This window comes from Dechloromonas sp. CZR5 (assembly GCF_008711155.1).
Lineage (GTDB): Bacteria > Pseudomonadota > Gammaproteobacteria > Burkholderiales > Rhodocyclaceae > Azonexus.
In genome coordinates, this window is record NZ_VUYQ01000002.1 from 79786 (window position 1) to 98986 (window position 19201).

General features: G+C 61.8%; 26 protein-coding genes and 1 tRNA gene. 4 read left to right on the forward strand and 23 right to left on the reverse strand.

Annotated features, from left to right (window positions below):
* Positions 1–328: 328 nt before the first annotated feature.
* The 20 genes from F1002_RS05375 to F1002_RS05470 form a co-directional block, all read right to left on the reverse strand.
* Positions 329–715, reverse strand: coding sequence for a DUF6362 family protein (locus F1002_RS05375; protein WP_150428005.1), 387 nt, complete (start codon positions 713–715; stop codon positions 329–331).
* Positions 708–911: a hypothetical protein gene (locus tag F1002_RS05380; RefSeq protein ID WP_073656039.1), complete on the reverse strand. Its 204-nt coding sequence runs from the start codon at positions 909–911 to the stop codon at positions 708–710. The genes F1002_RS05375 and F1002_RS05380 overlap by 8 nt, the downstream gene beginning before the upstream one ends.
* A 1-nt stretch (position 912) precedes the next feature.
* Positions 913–1377 (reverse strand): crossover junction endodeoxyribonuclease RuvC, encoded by a 465-nt coding sequence (locus tag F1002_RS05385; RefSeq protein ID WP_150428006.1) that lies wholly within the window; start codon positions 1375–1377, stop codon positions 913–915.
* Between the two features lie 125 nt (positions 1378–1502).
* Positions 1503–3794 carry a phage/plasmid primase, P4 family gene (locus F1002_RS05390; RefSeq protein WP_150428007.1) on the reverse strand — a complete coding sequence of 764 codons (2292 nt, stop codon included), beginning with the start codon at positions 3792–3794 and terminating at the stop codon, positions 1503–1505.
* Positions 3787–4014, reverse strand: a complete 228-nt coding sequence (locus F1002_RS05395; protein ID WP_150428008.1) for a helix-turn-helix domain-containing protein — start codon at positions 4012–4014, stop codon at positions 3787–3789. The genes F1002_RS05390 and F1002_RS05395 overlap by 8 nt, the downstream gene beginning before the upstream one ends.
* Positions 4011–4748, reverse strand: a complete 738-nt coding sequence (locus F1002_RS05400; protein ID WP_150428009.1) for a hypothetical protein — start codon at positions 4746–4748, stop codon at positions 4011–4013. The genes F1002_RS05395 and F1002_RS05400 overlap by 4 nt, the downstream gene beginning before the upstream one ends.
* On the reverse strand, positions 4745–5233 hold the full coding sequence (locus F1002_RS05405) for a DUF6511 domain-containing protein (protein ID WP_150428010.1): 489 nt from the start codon (positions 5231–5233) through the stop codon (positions 4745–4747). Before F1002_RS05405 ends, F1002_RS05400 begins: the two co-directional genes overlap by 4 nt.
* Positions 5234–5242: 9 nt before the next feature.
* Positions 5243–5872, reverse strand: a complete 630-nt coding sequence (locus tag F1002_RS05410) for a hypothetical protein (RefSeq protein WP_150428011.1) — start codon at positions 5870–5872, stop codon at positions 5243–5245.
* Between the two features lie 5 nt (positions 5873–5877).
* Complete coding sequence (locus F1002_RS05415; RefSeq protein WP_073656034.1) at positions 5878–6732, reverse strand: ATP-binding protein; 855 nt, start codon at positions 6730–6732, stop codon at positions 5878–5880.
* The gene (locus F1002_RS05420) at positions 6732–7490 is read right to left on the reverse strand and encodes a Bro-N domain-containing protein (RefSeq protein WP_150428012.1); all 759 of its coding nucleotides are present in this window, start codon (positions 7488–7490) and stop codon (positions 6732–6734) included. The genes F1002_RS05415 and F1002_RS05420 overlap by 1 nt, the downstream gene beginning before the upstream one ends.
* Before the next feature lie 2 nt (positions 7491–7492).
* Positions 7493–7774, reverse strand: coding sequence for a hypothetical protein (locus F1002_RS05425; protein ID WP_150428013.1), 282 nt, complete (start codon positions 7772–7774; stop codon positions 7493–7495).
* 5 nt (positions 7775–7779) lie between these two features.
* Positions 7780–8256 carry a hypothetical protein gene (locus tag F1002_RS05430; RefSeq protein ID WP_150428014.1) on the reverse strand — a complete coding sequence of 159 codons (477 nt, stop codon included), beginning with the start codon at positions 8254–8256 and terminating at the stop codon, positions 7780–7782.
* 11 nt (positions 8257–8267) lie between these two features.
* Complete coding sequence (locus F1002_RS05435) at positions 8268–8531, reverse strand: AlpA family transcriptional regulator (protein WP_073656030.1); 264 nt, start codon at positions 8529–8531, stop codon at positions 8268–8270.
* Positions 8532–8705: 174 nt separating this feature from the next.
* A complete protein-coding gene (locus F1002_RS05440; RefSeq protein WP_150428015.1) occupies positions 8706–9170 on the reverse strand; it encodes a hypothetical protein in 465 nt (154 codons plus the stop codon).
* The gene (locus tag F1002_RS05445; RefSeq protein WP_150428016.1) at positions 9167–10579 is read right to left on the reverse strand and encodes a recombinase family protein; all 1413 of its coding nucleotides are present in this window, start codon (positions 10577–10579) and stop codon (positions 9167–9169) included. Before F1002_RS05445 ends, F1002_RS05440 begins: the two co-directional genes overlap by 4 nt.
* Positions 10576–11049 carry a DUF2924 domain-containing protein gene (locus tag F1002_RS05450; protein WP_150428017.1) on the reverse strand — a complete coding sequence of 158 codons (474 nt, stop codon included), beginning with the start codon at positions 11047–11049 and terminating at the stop codon, positions 10576–10578. Before F1002_RS05450 ends, F1002_RS05445 begins: the two co-directional genes overlap by 4 nt.
* Positions 11046–11261, reverse strand: a complete 216-nt coding sequence (locus tag F1002_RS05455) for a hypothetical protein (protein WP_150428018.1) — start codon at positions 11259–11261, stop codon at positions 11046–11048. The genes F1002_RS05450 and F1002_RS05455 overlap by 4 nt, the downstream gene beginning before the upstream one ends.
* Before the next feature lie 89 nt (positions 11262–11350).
* Positions 11351–12211: an OST-HTH/LOTUS domain-containing protein gene (locus F1002_RS05460; protein WP_150428019.1), complete on the reverse strand. Its 861-nt coding sequence runs from the start codon at positions 12209–12211 to the stop codon at positions 11351–11353.
* A gap of 8 nt (positions 12212–12219) precedes the next feature.
* Positions 12220–13149: an ImmA/IrrE family metallo-endopeptidase gene (locus F1002_RS05465; protein ID WP_223879479.1), complete on the reverse strand. Its 930-nt coding sequence runs from the start codon at positions 13147–13149 to the stop codon at positions 12220–12222.
* A 13-nt stretch (positions 13150–13162) separates the two neighbouring features.
* On the reverse strand, positions 13163–13492 hold the full coding sequence (locus F1002_RS05470) for a helix-turn-helix transcriptional regulator (protein WP_013517374.1): 330 nt from the start codon (positions 13490–13492) through the stop codon (positions 13163–13165).
* Positions 13493–13736: 244 nt separating this feature from the next.
* On the opposite strand from F1002_RS05470, the gene F1002_RS05475 reads away from it, so the two are divergent.
* The 3 genes from F1002_RS05475 to F1002_RS05485 all read left to right on the forward strand — a co-directional run bounded on the left by F1002_RS05475 (position 13737) and on the right by F1002_RS05485 (position 16244).
* Positions 13737–14972, forward strand: coding sequence for a hypothetical protein (locus F1002_RS05475; RefSeq protein WP_150428020.1), 1236 nt, complete (start codon positions 13737–13739; stop codon positions 14970–14972).
* 3 nt (positions 14973–14975) lie between these two features.
* On the forward strand, positions 14976–15941 hold the full coding sequence (locus F1002_RS05480) for a hypothetical protein (RefSeq protein WP_150428021.1): 966 nt from the start codon (positions 14976–14978) through the stop codon (positions 15939–15941).
* A gap of 72 nt (positions 15942–16013) precedes the next feature.
* Positions 16014–16244: a DUF2188 domain-containing protein gene (locus F1002_RS05485; protein WP_150428022.1), complete on the forward strand. Its 231-nt coding sequence runs from the start codon at positions 16014–16016 to the stop codon at positions 16242–16244.
* Positions 16245–16538: 294 nt separating this feature from the next.
* On the opposite strand, the gene F1002_RS05490 is transcribed toward F1002_RS05485, so the two are convergent.
* Positions 16539–16614: transfer RNA gene (locus F1002_RS05490), tRNA-Ala, on the reverse strand.
* A 109-nt stretch (positions 16615–16723) separates the two neighbouring features.
* Here F1002_RS05490 and F1002_RS05495 point away from each other — a divergent pair.
* Positions 16724–17059 carry a 4a-hydroxytetrahydrobiopterin dehydratase gene (locus F1002_RS05495; RefSeq protein ID WP_150428023.1) on the forward strand — a complete coding sequence of 112 codons (336 nt, stop codon included), beginning with the start codon at positions 16724–16726 and terminating at the stop codon, positions 17057–17059.
* On the opposite strand, the gene F1002_RS05500 is transcribed toward F1002_RS05495, so the two are convergent.
* Both F1002_RS05500 and F1002_RS05505 read right to left on the reverse strand, forming a co-directional pair.
* Positions 17056–18051 (reverse strand): L-threonylcarbamoyladenylate synthase, encoded by a 996-nt coding sequence (locus F1002_RS05500; RefSeq protein ID WP_150428024.1) that lies wholly within the window; start codon positions 18049–18051, stop codon positions 17056–17058. The genes F1002_RS05495 and F1002_RS05500 overlap by 4 nt on opposite strands.
* A complete protein-coding gene (locus F1002_RS05505) occupies positions 18051–19190 on the reverse strand; it encodes a 5-(carboxyamino)imidazole ribonucleotide synthase (protein ID WP_150428631.1) in 1140 nt (379 codons plus the stop codon). Before F1002_RS05505 ends, F1002_RS05500 begins: the two co-directional genes overlap by 1 nt.
* Positions 19191–19201 lie beyond the last annotated feature (11 nt).

Consider the following 19201-nt stretch of genomic DNA (forward strand, 5'->3'; position numbering starts at 1 on the left):
GAGGGTGTCCTGAAAATAGAAAACCCGCCGACGACAACCGTGGGCGGGTTTTTGGGGTTGGTGCGAACTGACGGGGTGCGAACTGCGAACCGTGCGAACCTTGGTTCGCACCCTGACGCTAAAAAAGCGCCGCGCTCGCGCCCCCCGCATTGGTTTTTGGCCAGGAAGGACCCGTTGATTTCCGGGCTGCTTCCTCTGCCGTCACCTCTGTCCAGACGATAGATGAATACTACGCAAGATCAGGTCGTTTTGTTGCAGGGGCAAAAACCGCTGATTGCCGCGTGATGGTGCACATCCCCGACCATACGCGCCAAATCACGCCAAAACCCTACGCGACCACCGCACCATTGAGTTGATCTGCGACCGTCTGCAATGCCCGCTGCCAATGCCGCCATGCCGTTGTGCGGTCGCAGGCAAAGCGGATCGTGATGTCACGCCAGCCATAGCGCTTCGCGCGCATCCATACGAGATGCCGTTGCTCAACTGGGAGCCACTGCACCCAGCGCATGACTTCCAGCATTCGTTCAATCGCGTCTGGACTCGGCGGAAAGGATCGATAAACCCTCTCGTCAGCTGCAAAGGTCTCCCACTCGTTTCGGACAATGGCGGGCCAGCAGTTGAAGTAACCCTGCACTCGAACAGGAGGCAACCGTCGACTGGTGCTTGCTGCCTCTTCAAACCGAGCAGCAACGTCCTCGATAGTCCACTTAGTCATTGCGTCGCCCTCCGTAGAGCCGGTCACCGATGCGTCGCACGATCTCGCGCTCGATGAAGTCCAGACGTTCGTCGGATGCGTTGACCACCAGGATGTGTTGGTCACGCCAGCCACGTTCCTTGATCGAGTCCAGATCCGTGGCCTGCGGCTGCAGACGACCCAGGGGGCAGCGGTATTGGGGTGTCGGCACCTTCATGTCACACCTCCTGTGTCTCGACAGCCCAGTGCAGCAAGGCCAGGGCGTCGGCTTCGTTGTCGTCGACTGGGGTGTGACCACGCAGGCGGACGGACGCGATCATGTCGTCCTTGCCCGCATTGCCCTTGCCGGTCGCGTGCTTTTTGATCGTGCCGACCGGAACGCCTTGGTACGGAATGTTGTGATGCTCACACCATGCGGTCAGGTGTCCCATGAAACCACCGTAGGCGTGCGCCGCATCAACGCCAGCGTGCCGTCGAACTTCCTCGAAGAACACCGCGTTGATGTGGTTGCTGGCCGAGAGCAGTTCATTGAGCCAGCGCTTGAAACGGAGAAAACGCATGCCGCCTCCCTCAAATCGCTGCGGCTTGAAGTGCTCCGTGCCGCTGGTAATCGTGCCGTCCAGGTGCAGCAATGCCCACCCAGTGTGTGTGCCCAGATCAAGGGCCAAGATCGTCGTGTTCATCGTCGTGCTCCAGTTCAAGGGCGAGTGACGGATGCGACGGGTTCTTTGAAGAACATCCCTTACGTGCGCGCACGCGTAGCGCGTCAATCAGGAAACCCGTCAAATCCGTCACTCGCCCGGATTGCTCAGTCATCTCGGTAGGGGTAGCCGTGGCTGTACGGCTTGGGCCTGAGGGCGATGCCCGTGATGCCACGTGCGCCCCCGGTCAGCCGACATTTCTCGAACTTGCGGGCCGCCATCAGTTCGGAAAAGCGCTTGACCGAGCCCACGTATTCACCTGCGCGCTCTGCCCATTCGCGCCAGTCGGCGAACAGTTCGGACACGCCTTCGCGGTGGGTCTTGGCCAGCAGGCAGCGCTCTTCGATCCACTGCCCGAGCGCGTCCTCGGCTTCGAAATACTCTTCGGTCGCCGACACCACGCTGGCGGGCGGTTTCAGGCCCTGGCGTTGCCATAGACTGCAGCCCTCGACTGCCCACGCCAGAATGCCGTCCCGTTCCTTGAGCAGCTTTTCGGTCAGCCTGCCGTCCCGCCGTTCGGGCGGGATCGTCACCGTGAACGGGATCAGGTGCAGTCGCCGCTTCATCGCCTCATCCACGTTGCGGATCGATGGCTTGTGGTTGCCTGCGATCACCAACTTGAACTGCGGCACGTACTCGAAGAAGTCCTGGCGCATGAAACGCGCGGACACCTTGTCGCCACCGGTGATGGCCTTGACCTTGGATTCGTTCCAGCGCCGACCCTGTTCGGTTTCGATGGATGACACGAAGCGTGCGCCGCGCAGGCCTGCCAGATCGGTCGGATGCCGGTCGGTGCGCGCCTCCATGAAGGTGTCCATCGGAGCGTTGGCCGCGTAGTCGCCCAAGATGGTGGTCAGGACGTTGACGAACACCGACTTGCCGTTCGCGCCCGTCCCGTACAGAAAGAACAGCGCGTGCTCACTGGTCACGCCCGTCAGGCAGTAGCCGACCATCAGTTGCAGGTAGGCCATCAGCTCGGCGTCGCCACCTGTGACGTCGGCCAGGAACGCGCGCCACGTCGGACTGTCGCCCTGCGGTGTGGCCGTGGTCACCTTGGTCATCCGATCATCGCGTCGGTGCGGTCGCATGCGGCCCGTGCGCAGATCAACCACGCCGCCTGGTGTGTTGAGCGCCCAGACGTCGGCATCCCACTCCTCGGCGGTGGACGCGTGCTTGGGATCGGAGCGTGCGATTTTCTCGACGGACGAGATCGTGGCGGAGCTGGCCAGCTTGCCTTTGAGCCGAGGGCTGTCCGCTTGGAGTGACGCCATCCGGCAGATACCGCGCGCCAGGTGAGATACATAGAGGATCTGATCGGGATTCCAGCGCACGCCAGTCCAGACCAGCCACTTGCCCCACAGCGCGCAGTAGCGCCAGTCCTCGCCATAGCGACGGGTGAAGGCCGAGGACAAGCCGTCCTCTGTCGTCCAGTCGACACCGGTCAGCAGGTCCGGTGGTGGCGTCTCCTCGACCGAGCGCATCACCGGCATCCGTTCGCCGACGGCAAGGAATCCACCGACATCGAAGCCTTCCGGGATGGCATCGGCCGCATCCCAGCCATCCGGTTTGTCATCGGGTGGCACCAGGATGGCGACCGTGGTTGCACCCGCGTTCAGGATTGCTTGCGATGCACGGTCAGCGTAATCCCAGCCTGGCGCATCCCGGTCAGGCCAGATCAGCACGGATTTGCCCGCCAGCGGCGACCAGTCGGTCTTGTCGACGGGCGCATTCGCGCCATGCATGGCCGTGGTTGCCACCACGCCGATAGCGATCAGTGCCTGCGCGCACTTCTCGCCCTCGACCAACACAACGTGGCCAGCAGCAGCCAACCCCGGCTGGTTGTACAGGGGGCGAGGATCGGGCGGAGCCATCTTGCGCCGCTTGGCATCCCACGGCCGGAACTCCTTCTTGCGCCCGGGCGGGTCGTAGCGGTAAACGACCGCAATCAGTTTGCCGGTGGCATCGAAGTAGTCCCACTTGGCCGTGGCCGGGCCAAGTTCATCAACCGGCGCTTCCTTCTTGGCGCTGCGCACCGGCACTGATCGCGAACGACCGAGCAGATCGGCAGCCTCGTCGAGCACCCGGGGAAAGTCGGTGTGGACGTTGGCCCCGAGGTAGGCGGCGATCAAGGCAAAGATGTCACCGCCATCGCCCGTGGCTCGATCCGTCCAGAGACCAGCCTTCTCGCCTTCGAGTACCACCTCGAGGCTGTCGCCCGGGCTGCCCAGGATGTCCCCGATCAAAAACTTGCCCCGACGCTTCTTTCCCGCCGGAAACATTGTGGTCAGAACTGATTCCATGCGTGCGATCAGTTCAGTGCGAATTTCGTCCCGCTCGCTGTCATTAACGTTGCGCCGGCCCGCTTCTCCCGGTGGTGATGTGTCATTGAAATCAAGCATCGGCAGCACCCTCGTGTGTTGTCTGCTGTGCAGCGATCCAGGCTTCCAGTTCGTTGGGCTTGAAGCGAACCAATTTGCCGACGCGGTAATGCGGAATGCGACGCTCCTGTCGCTCCTTGGCGTGTGAGAGCCAATACGACGGCAGGTTGAACATCAGTGCAGCCTGGCGCACGTCGATCAGCTGCTCGCCAAGTACGTGATTCAAATTCGAGGTATTCATGCTTGTGTCCTCCAGCAGCGGTCTTGCCACGCGCACATCCGGCATTCGAAATGGGTCGGGTCATTGAAGGCGCGCGGCAGGAGGTCTCCCGCCTCGGTGGCCGAAATGACCTTCACCGCCCGATCCGACATGCGTTGGGCCAGGGCTGCGTCAAAGGGCACGGCCTCGGTGTAGATCTCCATCGTGTCGGCGTTGAGTGCCGTGAAGATCGCCGGGTGCTCGTGCAGTTCGAGATAGGCTTGGTAGATCGCCACTTGCGCGGCGTAGACCGGCTTAGCGACAGCGAGGCGGCTTTTCTCCAGCTCGCGCCAGGACTTGTTGCCCAGACACTTGTTTTCCCAGAGCGCGGGATAAGCAAAACCATCCGGCCCGCCGACGATGACGCCGTCGATGTGGCCCTGCAGGCGTCCGTCAACGACAGAGAAGCCGAACTGCTCGCCGTCGGCCTTGCGGGTGCGCAGGTCAAAGCCAGCATCCCGGAGCCACGCGACCATGCAGTCCTCCATCACATGACCACGCTCGAAGATGCGCAGCATCCGGCCCGGGACATCACGCCCGTGGTCGATGGGCGCCTTGGCATACTCGAACTGCAGCGCACGCTCGCAGGCCACGCCGAGACGCGAGGCCCCGAGGTACTGGCGTTCGGACTGGCGGGCGCGGGCCTGCTGCATCCCGGCGTCGACCAAGACGGTGACCCGACCGGAGATGCTTGATGTGGAGTTGAAGTCGATCATGGCTTCCTTCCCTTCGGCTCTTCCCAGGGGAGGTCGTCCTCCAGATCCGCGAACGGGTTGGTCAGAGGGTCGGGCGCAGGCGTCATGCCACGCACCGGCGGGTACTTGCTTGCCTCGTGGTGCGCGACCATTGCCTCGGTGTAGCAAGTGACGATGGCGTCGATCACTTGCAGCGCCTCGGCTTCGGAGTAGTCGCCCAGCGGCTTGGTGAACCCGATCTCGCCCGCTGCCTCGCCAAAGGCCTTGAGGCACTTTTTCATCGCGGCCAGTTCGACATCAGACGGATCGATCATGACGACCTCCTTGCTGTCGACGCGACCTTCTTTGACCCGCAGCCAGTTGCCGTACAACGCGTGAAACGCGTTTTGGCAGCGCTGCGAGCAGAACACCCAATCGATGGGGTAGCGCCGGGGATTGCCGACACCGTGACGGTTGTCGGTGTGGCCGAATCCCCGGGCCTGTCGTTTGCAGACCCAGCATTTCATCGGCCTCCCTCACTGCGCCCAAGACGGCTTGCCGGTCACGGGTGGGCGTTGCGGAGTCGGTGCCTGATACGCAGGCGCAGCGGCCTGCGTCGGAGCGCCGGAATTTGCACTGCCCGAAGCCTTGGACGGCACACCCATCAGCTTTGCGTAGTCGGGGTGATCGGGCTCGACCGCGATCTTGACCACGTTGCGGTCTTGACCCTTGCTGTCTTTTTCGATGTCCACGCGTGCCAGAAACTCCAGGCCATCCAGTTCATGAAAGCCCTGGATGCGGCGCGCAGCGGCCGCCTGCGGACTGTTGTCCTGGGGGTGGACGTTGCGGGCGCTGTTAAGCGCGGCGCGGATGAAGCTGCGCCCCATCTGGCCCCAGGTCGGGCCCTTCTTGGAGTGCAGACCGATGTTCGACCACATCTTGCGCTTGGCGTGATCACCAGCCGTGACCACGAATTCGGCTGCGAGATAGATGGAGCCGGTCTCGAAAGACTCGGTGGCGTAGCCGCCGCCCCAGCCTTGTTCCGGGTCGTCATAGCCACCGGGCTTGATGGTCATGCGCACGGGCACGACCGCGCCCTTGGGGATCAGGTCAAAACCGGACTGTTGGGGATCGGCATCTTGGAAATCAAAATAGTTGGACGACATGGCGATTACTCCTTGGATTCGGTGGTGTTTTCAGTAGTGGGGATGCCGCTGCTGACGGGCGCTGGCGACTGGCCAGCACACTTGGCGATCAGCGCGCCCAGATGCGGCGGCTCCAGCAAGTCGAGGCGACCGCTGCGGTCTTTGGCCGGGAAGCCATAGGGATTGACGGTGTGCGTGACGAAGGCGCGGTAGGCGCTGCCGTCGTCAGCCTTGATCTCGGCCAGCGTCACGACCTCATCGACGATGCCGGGCAGTTCCAGACTGGTCTTGCTGCCTTCGATCTGCGGGACGAACACCTTGCGGTTGTAGTCGTCGAGGCGTTCGTCGAGGATGGCCACGAACACCACGTTTTTGCCGCGTGCGTGCTGGAGGTGGGTCAAGGCGCTGACCATTTCCTGGCCGAGCAACCCATAGGCTGCGCGCAGATCGGGTTTGCCGGAGCGGTCGCTGGTGGCACCGGGTTGTGTCTTGCACCACGCAAAACACTGCCGTGACAACTGCGTGATCGAGTCAAGGAAGAAGGTCTGGTACCGGTCCAGCTGCGCCGGGTGGCCGAATTTCTCAATCACGTGGTCGTAGTGCGCCTGCGAAAAAGCGCTCTCCGGCGGCAGCGACTTGTCCGGACCCGCGAGGAACACGAAGAAGTCGCGGCTTTCGGGCCACGATGCCGGGCGGATGGTGTCGCCCGGCCAGTCGGCCACGGCGAGATCGCCCGCCTCGATGTCGAGGAACAAGGTGGTGGCAGGGTCGAGGTCTTTGAGTCGGGTGGTCTTGCCGATGCCGGATTTGCCCAGCATCAGCAACTTCACACCTTTGCGCTCGGCCAAGCGCTGCTGCGCGGAAATGATCGGGAGGGACATCACGCCACCTCCTTCAGTTGTTCAGCGACCGCCGGATTCCAGAGGATCTGGTAGCCGCTGTGGCCGTTGCGCGAGTACGGCATGGCTTCGGCCCATGCTTCACCGGCCTCAGTCAGCTCCCACTCGTCCCGGTCGTTGCGGAACTGAAGGCCGCCAGATGCCAGCAACTGATTGGTGGCCTTGGCTGAGCGATTCAGCAATTTGCCGAGCTGGGTGGCGTTGAGCGAGCAGATCGGCTCATTGGCGGCAGGCAAAGCGCGGCGCAGCACTTCCGTGGTCAGGCCGGTGTTTTCCTGAATGCAGGTCAACGTGGCAGCCATCGCAATGCCGGTCTTGACGCCCGGCACCTTGGCGACCGCTTCGCCGATCAGCAGGATGGCTGTGACCCGGTCGTGGGTCGGCGCGGGCAACGCGGCCATCGTGGGGGTAGCCGAATACGCGCCTGTCTTACGGATCGCAGGCAGCACTTCGTTGGTGACCCAGCGCTTGAAACGCTTGGCGGCATCCTTGGTGCTACCGAGGATCAGGGCGTAAAGCCCCGACTCATTGACGTGGTTTTGGCGTTGACGGCCACCCGCCGTAAGGGTCTCCAATTTCTGGAGATCCTCTGCATCGACGTGGGACTTGATCGCCTGAGACGGATTGCCCATCTCCAGGGCGTCGCAGACATCGGTGGCGTTGAACCACGGCTGCCCGAGTTCATCGACCTGGACGCGCACGGCGTGCGCTTCGAACTGGAAGGGAATGATCGCGCTCATGATCAGACCTCCCACGACACGTCGGCGATACGGTCGGCTCCACGCGCGGCACGCTTGCGCACCTCGGTGTGGAGCTCTTCCAGCGCGGTGCGACGGCGACCGAGCGCCTGCGATTCCGCATTGGCCGTCTGTATAGCGAAGGCCAACTCGTCCACCGTGGCGGCATCGAGAGGGACAACGACGTCCTGGCCGTCGGCGCGGCGATACCGGATTTCGTCGGGAAGGTGTTCGCCGTAGATGGACGGCAGTTGCTTACGCAGTGAAGCGATGAGATTGGTGCTCATAGTCATTACTCCGAATCGATGGAAAGGGTGAAAGACGGCTTGCCGGAATCCACAGTGCGAGCGGGGGCGAACTGCTGTTGCAAGGCAGGCGGCCAGTTCGTGAAGCGGGATTCGGGGACGGACAACTTGATGTCGAGGTAACCGTCGACCTTCTCGCCTGAGGCGACGATGCGTTCGGCGATTTCGGCCAGTTGCTTCTGATCCCAACTGACCTTCTTGGGCAGCTCGAACTTCAGATGCAACGGGCCATCGCTGATGTGTGCGGCGCCGAAGTCACGGCCGGATTCGCGCAGCGCGGTACGGGCCTGCTCGCCGTAGCACTGATCCAGTGCCGCGTCGAACTTGGTGCGCGCCTTCTTGAGCCAGTCGATTGCCGCGTCGAGGTTTTGGTCGATCTCGTGTTTCTGCGCGGGCGGCAATGCGGCCAGTTGGCTGACGGACATCTCGGCGATGTCGGCGGGGAAGATGGTGATGTCATTCATCGCATCTCTCCTCAAACGGCCGCGCGTTCGGATGTCGAGTCGTGCAGCGCTTCGCGCTCAAACTCGAGGATCGCGTCGACCGGGTAGCCGACACGCTTGGACAGCTTCAGGTAGCGTGGACCGCGACCCTCACTGCGCCAGCGCTGCAAAGTCTTGGGGCTAACGCCCCAGCGTTGCGCGAGCTCGTTCTCGTTGAGCACGCGGCGATCACCGGGTGACATGGTGTTGATCGCCTGCTGTGGCGACCGGGGGATACTGCTGGCTGGTGTCTGCATGGAATGCTCCTGTGACGTTGTTGAGTAACAGGTGTCATTCCAAACGTCGGGTGGCGAACCTTTAAGGGACGCAATGGCGAACCACGACGGAACTCCAGGTTCGCCAATGGCCCAGTGCAGAAAAGCAAACGGCGAGCACATGGCTCGCCGTCATCGGGTGTGTCTGGAAGCAGATCAGGCGTGGGAGAAACCGAGCAATCGACGCTGCGCAGCCCAATCGCGCGGCAGTTGCTCTTGGCGGCCACGCAAGGTGTGCAGATTCAGGTGGCGTGGCTGACGTCCTTCGAATATCGCCTCCACGATATCGGGGGCCAGCATGGTCATGCGCAAGACCTCGGCAGCCCAGCCCGGTTCCACTTTCATGGCGTGCGCCAAGTCCGTTGTCGTGGGGTAGATGCCATCGTCGATCAAGCGCTTCCAGTAGAAGGCTTTGCCCAGCGTTTTGATCATCGGCACATCGAAGCCACCGATCCGGTCCCCAATTTCGGGGGCTGGCGGTATCAGCAGCTTCCGGTTCTGGCGGCGCTTGATCGTCAGAGGCACCAGGGTGACCCGCTGCCCCTCGCTGACATAACTGCGCGCCTCGGCTCCGATCTCAATGCGGACGGCGCGCTGGCGCTGGTGAGTCGTGGCATTCATGCCCAAACCTCCTCGACACGTTTTTGGGACTCTTCGATCAAGGGATGCGTGCTGATATCCGCACCGAATCCGATCCAACCGTCCTCCCGCCAAACGATATCCAGGCCGTGCCCGTGTAGTTGCACGCGTTCGATTAACAGCCGTGTGATTCGTTGCTGCTCGGCAGGGAACAGTTGCGACCACACGTCACCGATGCGCTGCATGGCAACCACCACCTGTGCCTCGTCCAGCGTCGACCCCGCCGGATGCTGCTGGCAGGATCGCCATACAGCGATCAACATTTGCGGCGATGAAAGCGCCGCATGGATTTGTGCCAGCACCGCTTCTTCGATCTCGGCGGCTGGCAGGTGGCCCACGTCCGGGGTATGCGGAGCCAGGCTGGCACCTGCGTTGCGCCGCTTGTGCAGGTAAGGCACGTAGTAGCGGTACTGCCGACCGTTTTTCTTCTTCACGAAGGAGTGCAGCATGCGTTGGCCATCCGGTGCGAACAGCAGCCCCGCCAGCAATGCCGGATGCTTGGCACGGTGTTCGCGCGGTGCCTGCTTTCGTCTCTCGATAAAGGCGTGTGCCGCGTCCCACAGCTCTTGAGAAATGATGGGGTCGTGCTGGGCCGAGTACCACGTGTCGTGATTGCAGATCTCGCCAAGGTAGATGCGGTTTCGCAGCAAGGTAAAGAGGTACTGCTGATCGATGCTTCGCCCCAATCGCTCCCGGCCGGACTGGGTGACCCATGCCTTGGTGGTATGCCCTTCGATTTCCAATTCGCGGACGAGTCGCGCAGCCGAGCCGTGCTCGGCGTAGCGGCGGAAGATGTCACGTACCAGCACGGCTTCACGTTCGTTGACGACGAGCTTGCGTTCGACCACGTCGTATCCGAGAGGTGGGACTCCGCCCATCCACATGCCCTTGGCCTTGCTGGCGGCGATCTTGTCACGGATGCGCTCGCCGGTGACCTCGCGTTCGAACTGCGCAAATGACAAAAGGATGTTGAGCGTCAATCGCCCCATCGATGTGGTGGTGTTGAACTGCTGCGTGACGGAGACGAAGGAGACGCCGTTGCGGTCGAACACCTCGACCAGCTTGGCGAAGTCCGGCAGGCTCCGTGTCAAGCGGTCGATTTTGTAGACGACCACGGTATCGATCTTCCCCGCTTCGATGTCGATCATCAGACGGCGCAACCCGGGCCGTTCCATGTTGCCGCCCGAGTAGCCGCCGTCGTCGTATCCGTCGTCGACGGCAATCCAGCCCTCATGCCGTTGGCTGGCAATAAAGGCCAAGCCTGCATCACGCTGTGCTTCGAGGCTGTTGTATTCCTGGTCGAGCCCTTCATCAGTGGACTTGCGGGTGTAGACGGCGCAGCGCTTCTTTGGCGTGACTGCGGGAGTTTGGTTTCGACGCACTGAGCTCATACCGCCCCCTTCTTGGAGCCAGGTGCCTTCAAGCCAAAGAACACCGGGCCTGACCAGTGGCTGCCCGTGATGCGTTTGGCTACAGCGGACAGGCTTTTGAAGCGTTGCCCCTGGTACTCGAAATCATTCGATCCACGCACCAGCACACGATGCTCAATGTCGTCGTAAATGCGTGTGAGAACGGAGCCGGGCAGTAGACGTTGACTATCGCCGCGCAGTTGCTTGGGCAAGATGCCAGTTTCACCAACCTCTTCGAGCTTCTTGCGCAGTAACGGTTTCAAGCCGCCAAACGCGCGCTCCTGCATCCGGTAGGCCAGGCGACTTTCCAACCAGACACGATGGTGGTGATTTGGCCGCTCTTCGAAATGGTCGTCCCAGAGCGCCCAAAGATCGTCCATCGAAAGATGGGGAATAGCCGCGACGCGGGCGGCGACTGAGGCGGGCGTTGGTGAGGTTGCGTGTGCTGTCATGGGCGAACTCCGTTGTTGTGATCGGGGTTCGCATTCACGCGCTGTTGGCCGGGGAAGCCAAGGCAAACATGCTCGCTGTTTTCGGGGGTGTCGCGCGATTGGCGGGCACGAAGGCGCAGCAGCGCAGCAGCCAACAGGTCAGCGATTTCTTGATGCCCGTGCCGTGGCCGGTCAGGTGATGTGCAAATTGAGATAGGTTGGATTTCTGTCATGGCAAGCATTCCGATGGAAAACGCTGCTCATGCTAGAAACCAAGAGCACTTCGCGTAACGTGATTTAGCGGGAGTGCGCGGCTTTGGCGCTATGTTTTTTTGGGCCGGTACCAAGCCGCGCGCTGGCCATTCACTTCCCGATACCGAAGCTCGAAAAGGCCGGATTCGTGTACGACCTGCCGCCAACTGCTGCACCCATACTTGGCCGGTAATTGATCGGGATGCCGTTCTGCAATCCATCGTCCAGCGCTGGCGACCGGCGTCCACTCTTCGACAGCCAACTCATCTGCTGCCTCACGCAATGCGCGAACAATTCCGGCAGCAGGCCAATCCACCGAGCCATCCGGCGCTATACCGTTGATCACCAGATCACGGAAGGCATCGGACTGGGCAAAATCAGCCGCCAGGCGACGGGCCTGATCCATGTGCTCCGCCCAGCCCCGCAGTTGCTCAAAGTGTTGATCGATGCGACTGTAGGCCGCCACCAAGGACTCTTGCGCACCACGGCATCCGTCCAGATTCCAAAGGTCGTGCTGGTCGATGAAGTGGTGCACCAGGTTGTTTCGCAGCAGCACCAGATCTTTCAGATCATTCTGCGTCCTATCGAAATCCTCGGCAGACATCTGCAAGCTCATCTTCATCTTGAACGAGATGATGTTGTCGGGCGCATCTGGTTCTGCGACCTCTTCTTGCTCGCCGTTGGTGACATACGTTCCGAGCAGCGTGCCAACCAATGTACCCAGCGTCTTGTTTGCGGCATCCGCAATGCGCTCCGCCTGGTTCGATTCGAGGGGTAATCCTGACGCGGAGATTTCGTGGTGGGCCACGATGGCCTTCATCAGTTGTTCGTACTGCTGCAGACGCAAGAGACAACGGCCCAGCATTCGCTGCACCTCGCGTTGCAAGGTCTGCAGCTCTTCATCTATGGGTTGGATCGGCAAGCCTGTCATCGAGGGACTCACCGAACTGGCAATTGCCCGGTCGAGACGAACTGATCGAAGCTGTCAAAGCTCTCGCCGTCTTGCCAAGACCGATCCCATGACCGTGGTTCAGCACTTTCCAGCAGCAAAAGGGTGAGGACGCGATCTCCTGTGGTGTAGCTGTGCTTGAACTCGCGTAACTTCATGTGTGGCGCCTCCTCCGGGCACCAGATCGCGGCAGACATCTCCGTGCCATCCCACTCCTGCTCAACGGTGGAATCAGCAGCCAGGGTGCCGGGAATTGGTTCCTGCGGATCGTCAGTGCGCCGAATGCGGGCGCGCGTCTTGACCGCGCTGGTGCTGCGCCATTCGTACTTCACGAAGCCGTTGTCCCAATAGACAAGGATTGCCCGCTGCGTCGTGAATTTGATGAACCGGATGCACAGCGCCTCGAACGACACCTGGAATCGTTTGGCAAGCGCGCTCAGGACATGCAGGTCGATGCGCTGGTTCGAGATCCACTCGCGCAGCAAGTCGCCAGGCATCAGCAGGTTACTGGCAAAGTCGTCCGCCTCACGTTCGATGACACGGATGGTGTCAGCGCCGGAGTACACGCTTTCCTTGTCGCAGTTGAAACTTTGCCGCTGATCTCGGTGGAGGATGAAGTGGCCCAGCTCGTGGGCGATGGTGAAGCGCTGGCGTTCTGGATTGGCCTTGCCGTTATAGAAAATACCCCACTCGGCCGTGTCCTTTGGGTTGCGAACGAGCATGCCTTCGCAGGCATTGACGTCCAGCACCATCGGGGCTTTGATCTCCCGCACCCCTTTGCCGTAAGGCGTCTCCGGAAGCATCTGACGGACGACTTCCAGATCCACAGCATCCGGCATGCCGTCTGCGTGCCAGGCCCGCAACCATTTCAAGACGGTGCTGGCTGCGATGGAACCGGTTAGGGGCTGGGATGCGCTCAATTGTCGGACCGCCTTAACTCTTGTCAGGGAACATGATTTTGAGTGCCTGACGGTAGCGATCCTTCTCCTCGTCCGTCATTCCGGCGTACTCACGGAAGAAGGCCACATCTTCTGGGCTGGCCTGAGGTACCTGTTCGATGGGCTCGCCCATGATGTCCTCCATCGTCACGCCCAGCACCCTAGCCAGGGCCTGGACCCGCTCAGCGGAGGGACGCTGGCCGTCCTTCATCTCCAGTTCCCATATGTACGCCTTGGTACAGCCGACTTCGTCGGCGACCTGTTGCAAGGTCAATTTCTTCGCCTCGCGTAAGCGTCGCAGGCGTGCTCCGAACGCTGAAGCCATAGCGATGCTCCTGTAGGGGAAAACAGTCAGTTAACAAAAACAAGACCGCTAGTATAGCCGTGAGATACAAATGAGGTCTAGATGTGCCGATTTGATTGACAAGCGGAAATCCGAGGTTCAGAATCGCTCTTGTATCTCGCTACTTTACTTGTGCGAGGTGCGTGTTCAGTAACCCAGTCGCTGGCCAGTGCAGTCCGTACATCGGTCGCAGACCTTCGACGCCGATCCAGAAAGGACGATCAAGATGAAGAAGACCTTTGTCGACGTGATGCTCGAGCTGCCGGTGGATGCCACGCTGCGCGACTTCTTGACTACCCACAGCCTGCCTGTGCCCGATGGCTTTGCCTGGGATGACACACCGGAGACCAGCCAGTTCCTGGTCGAAGCGGTCAAGGTCTGGCCCGACATTGCTGCCCGCGACCGGATGACGGCCAACCTCATGGCCAGCGTTCAGTTGGGCGATGCGGCAGGCAAGCAGGCGATGTTTGAGGCGGCCGTGACCGACGGTGCCGCTTTGGCGGGTTTGACGCTTTGCGCAAGTGACATTCACCGCTCCTTCTGGCTCTACGTCCACCACCCGGCGCTGTTCGAGCGCGCCTATGACTTCAGCTTTTGGGAGCAGCATGGGCAGCAGACGCAGCAATACGATCTCGGCTTGAAGCGCCAGCCGAACGGTTCGGATGCCAATCTGACTGCGTTGCGTCACGCCATCTCGGCCTTCTACAAGCGCGAACTCCAATGTGGTGACGGCAGCGTGGCGCACTTGGTCGAGCGCAGCCCAGGGGTGTTCCTGTTGTCAGTCCATGTCAAGGACATGGCGATGCTGCGACTGGAGTTCGAGGGCGCAACCCTGAAGCGCAGGGTCGGCAACCCCAACATTCACATGGTGCTGGAGTACGCCAAGTCCACCGGTGTCGTGCGCACGCTGGTGCGCGGCGGCGCGAAGTACCAGCAGATGCTGGTCGAGGCCTTCGCGGAGCATGTGCTGGGCGTGAAAGCGAGCGCTCACAAAATCAAGTCGCCGACGCTGGATTTGTCGATGCTGCGCACCGGATTCGATGTGCCGGAGGTCTTTGAGGACGGCTTCTCGATGGTTCAGCTGAAGGCACTCACCCTGCTCAGCCCCGACACGGCGCTCAAGATCGAATGCACGGCGATGCAGTCCAGCCAGCAACGCTCGGTGCACGATCTGCTGAAGGAGAAGCTGCCTGGCCCGCTGGAGGGGCAGTGGGCGGTGACGGCGGCGCAGGTCAATCTCTATTACCCGCCCGAGCCGGGCAGGACACGCCCCAAGGTGGTCACCATCGAAGTGACCAGCAAAGGGCGGCTGAACCTGCACAAGTTCGATGCCAAGATGCAGGCACAGCTGGAAGGCTACCTGGTTGCAGTGGGCATCTTGCAGAAGGGCCAGACTCTCAGTGCACAGGAATTGCCGCCGGAGACCGACGCAGTCAGTTCCTCATCGGCCTTCGAGGACTGACCAATGGCGACGCACGATGCCTGGGCCCTGGTTTGCCGCCTGTTCGCGGGCGGCACGCCGGTGCAGCGTTCCACGCTGTCGCCACGAGAGGTATCGGCTTTGCCTGTGCTCGGCAAAGCGGTCAGGCCAACAATGTTGGATCAGTCCTTTGTGCTCTGCCCGCACTGCCAGCAGCACCGGGCGCAGGTCTGGAGTGATGGTCGGGGCGGCCGGATCTGCCGGTGCCCGGATTGTGGCCAGGTGCCCGTTGAAGCAATCGACGGTGCGGCGTTGGCCCTGGATGAAGACTGGCTGCGGCAGAAAATGCGCCGCGCCCTCGACATCGAGAGCCGTGACGACATCGATGACTTGGGCGACGGAGCCTGGCGAATCGGTGACGCCCGCTGTTCTCCAGTGTTGCTGGCCCGAGATCTGACACGAGTGCTGCATGAGCCGAACTTGCTGGATCGTGTGCGCGTGGCGGGCAGCAGCATCCGGGTCATCACTCCCAGGCCGCGCATGACTCGCGGATCGCCCTTTGGCTCGGGTGTGGAATGGCTGGCGCTGGAAGAACGATTCACGTTCTATGGCGGCGGGATCTCGTTCATCCCTTCGGCACCGTCTGCAGCGCCAGCAGTGGCCGATCCGGCCGCACCTGTGAACGGGCCATTTTCGGCGGACTTCAAGTGGGCGACGCTGCCGGACGTGCATGCCACGCCGATTCGGTTCACCGATGGTCAGGCCAAGGTGTTCGAAGCGCTGTGGTCGTTCAAGGGAGCCGAGGTGGACGGAGAAAGGATCATGCAGCGCGCTGGCCAAAAGAGCGACAAGCCGATTGATCTGTTCAAGATCAAGTCGAAGGACAAGGGCAAGCCGGAGCACGAGGCTCGACTGGCGGCCTACGGAGCACTCGTCGTCACGCAGCAACGAGCAGGGCTGTATGCGATGCCGTGTGCGACAGAGGGAAAGGAGGCGACCGTCATGACATGAGTTCAGCACCGAAGCGCCTAGGCTCGCGCCGACTTCAAGAGCCTGACCTTTTCATTTTTTGGAGAGCTTGAAATGAGTGGAAAGAATCAATGGGTTGTACCCATCAATGGCGGCGATCAATGGGGTGTGCGGGGCCAAGGCAACGACCGTCTCACTTCCATCCATGACACGCAACAGCAGGCGATTGAACGTGCGCGGGGTATCGCCATCAACCAGCAGAGTGAGATGTTCGTTCAAAGGCGCGATGGTCAGATCCGTGAGCGCAACAGCTACGGTGACGATCCATTCCCGCCCAAGGGCTGACATGGAAGCACGCCTCGCGGGTTTGCCCTTCTGCTTTGCTCATGCAAACCCGCGAGCCAACCATTCGCATCGGCGCGCGCACAAGTGGTTGATGAACACCGCTATCTGCGTGTGCTACGGCGAAGAAGTTAGCGCCGATTTCGAGAGAAGAGAGGGCGGAACGGAGGGCAACCGGGGATGTTCCTGCCTGGCCATAGGACCCCGGGCGCACACGCAGAATGTGCGGGAACCCCGCGTGTCATGCGGGAAGCACAAATGAAAACGCCCAACTGAGAACAGTTGGGCGTTGAATTTTGGTGGACCGAATGAGGATCGAACTCACGACCTCCGCATTGCGAACGCGGCGCTCTCCCAGCTGAGCTATCGGCCCATTTCACGGAGCGCCAGTGTATAACACTTCTCCCGAAGGCGGAATATGACGCGGGAACTGAGACATCCCCTCGGGACTCCGATACTTATAGTCACCCGGAGTCACTGCCATGAACGCCTGTTCGCTCGCCGACCGCCACTGCCAAGCCTGTGAAGGCGGCGTTGCACCACTGGATATCGCAGCCGCGACGGAAATGCTGCACGCCCTGCCGGAGTGGGCACTCAGGGAAGAACGACTGGAGAAGACCTTCGTCTTCCGCAATCACTACGAAGCGATGGCCTTCGTCAATGCCGTCGCCTGGGTATCACACCGCGAAAACCACCACCCGGAACTGACAGTCGGCTACAAGGATGTCCGGGTTCGCTACTGGACGCACGCCATCGGCGGCCTGTCGGAAAACGACTTTATCTGCGCCGCCAAGCTGGAAAAACTGCTGAACCTCTAGATTTGCCCAGCTCCTGCCACGGCGCGGCGCAGGCGGTCGGCAACGGCGGTCCATGCCGCGTCGGCGGGCAAGGCTTCGACGACGATCAGGTCGACGCCGGCATGGTCCATGTCGCGCAAGGCGGCATAGAAATCGTGCGCGTAGCCTACCGGGTCGGCCGGCATCAGGCGCCAGGCGTGCGGCATGCCGGCCTGCGGCGGCTGGTTGGCGCTGATCACGGCGCACTTCCCGCCGCGATGGCGCTGGGCGTTGATGAAATCGAGAAGGCGCTCGCCCGACACCATGCGCAACGGCGTCACCGGCGCGTAGTGCGCTTCGAGCGACCCCGAGACGCGCGGGGCGCCAGCGGCGGTTTCGACGACCGGCTGGCGGCCGAGCACCGCTTCGAGATGCATCGGCGAGATATGGCCGGGACGCAGGATGACCGGCTCGCCGCGGGAACAGTCGACGATGGTCGATTCGATACCGACCTTGCATGGTCCGCCATCAAGGATCACCGAGACCCGACTACCCAGTTCCTCGGCGACATGCCCGGCCGTGGTCGGACTGATGCGTCCGAAGCGGTTGGCTGACGGCGCGGCGATGCCGGCATGTTCGCCCTGGGCACGGGCAAAGCGGCGTAACAGGTCGAGGGCGACCGGATGGCCGGGAACGCGCAGGCCGACCGTATCCTGGCCGCCGGTCACGACATCCGGCACCCAGGCCTGCTTTTTCAGGATCAAGGTCAACGGGCCTGGCCAGAAGGCTTCCATCAACTCCCAGGCGACGTCGGGAACTTGCTCGGCCCAACGGTCGACGGCGTCATGTCCGGCAACGTGAACAATCAGGGGGTGATCGGCCGGACGGCCCTTGGCAGCGAAAATCTTGGCTACCGCTGACGGCCTGGCAGCATCCGCCCCCAAGCCATAGACCGTCTCGGTCGGGAAGGCAACCAGTTCGCCGGCGATCAGCAGGTCGACGGCACGCTGGTAATCCGCGTCGGAAGGCGTCATCAGTCCTTGATGCCGATAGCGGCCCGAGCGGCCAACGCAGCCTTCTGCACGGCTTCGGCATGCTCGCCGATAACCGTGAAGTGGCCCATCTTGCGACCGGGGCGGGCGTGGTGCTTGCCGTAGAGGTGCAGCTTCAGGTTCGGGATGGCGTACAGCTTGGCCCAATCCGGTTCGCGATAGGTATCCCCGTCGTACCAGAGGTCACCAAGCAGATTGACCATCACCGATGCCGAGTGAGCGCGTGCTTCGCCCAGCGGCAGGCCGCACAAGGCGCGAACCTGCTGTTCGAACTGGTCGGTGACGCAGGCATCGAGGGTGTAGTGGCCGCTGTTGTGCGGACGCGGCGCCATTTCATTGACGATCAGCTGACCACGGCTGACAAAGAACTCGACGCCCATGGTGCCGATGTAGCCCAGCTTTTCGGCGATGCGCGCGGCGACATCCTCGGCGTCGCTCTTGACGCAGCCGGTGGTACGGGCAGGCACGATGGACACATCGAGAATGCCCTTGGTGTGCTGGTTTTCGCCGGTCGGGAAACAGGCGACCTTACCGCTTTCGTCACGCGCCAGGACGACCGACACCTCGTAGTCGAGCGTCAGGCGTTGCTCCAGCACGCAATGCTCACCCTTGAAGTGACCGAAGGCGATCAGCGCTTCCTCGCGGTTATTGACCGTCGCCTGCCCCTTGCCGTCGTAGCCGAAGCGGGCAACCTTCAAGATGGCCGGAAACAGGGAAGCATCGGCGTTGCGGATGTCGTCTTCGCTGTTGATTGCCGCGAAGGGACCGTGCGGAAAACCGTTGTCGCGCAGAAAGGACTTCTCGGCGATACGGTTCTGGCAGACGGCGACAGCCGCCGCATGCGGACGCACCGGCACGAACTTGGCGAGGTAATCCAGCGTATCGGCTGGAACGTTCTCGAACTCGGTGGTGATCGCCGCACAGCCCGCGGCAAACTCGTCGAGTACTGCGTAGTCGTTGTAGTCGACGCAAAAATGGCGCTCGGCGATCTGGCCGGCCGGGCTGTTCTTGTCCGGATCGAGGACCCAGACCTGATAGCCCATTTCGTGGGCGGCGGAAACGAAGAAGCGGCCGAGCTGGCCGCCCCCCAACATGCCCAGCGTGGCGGGCGGCAGGATCATGGTCGACGACA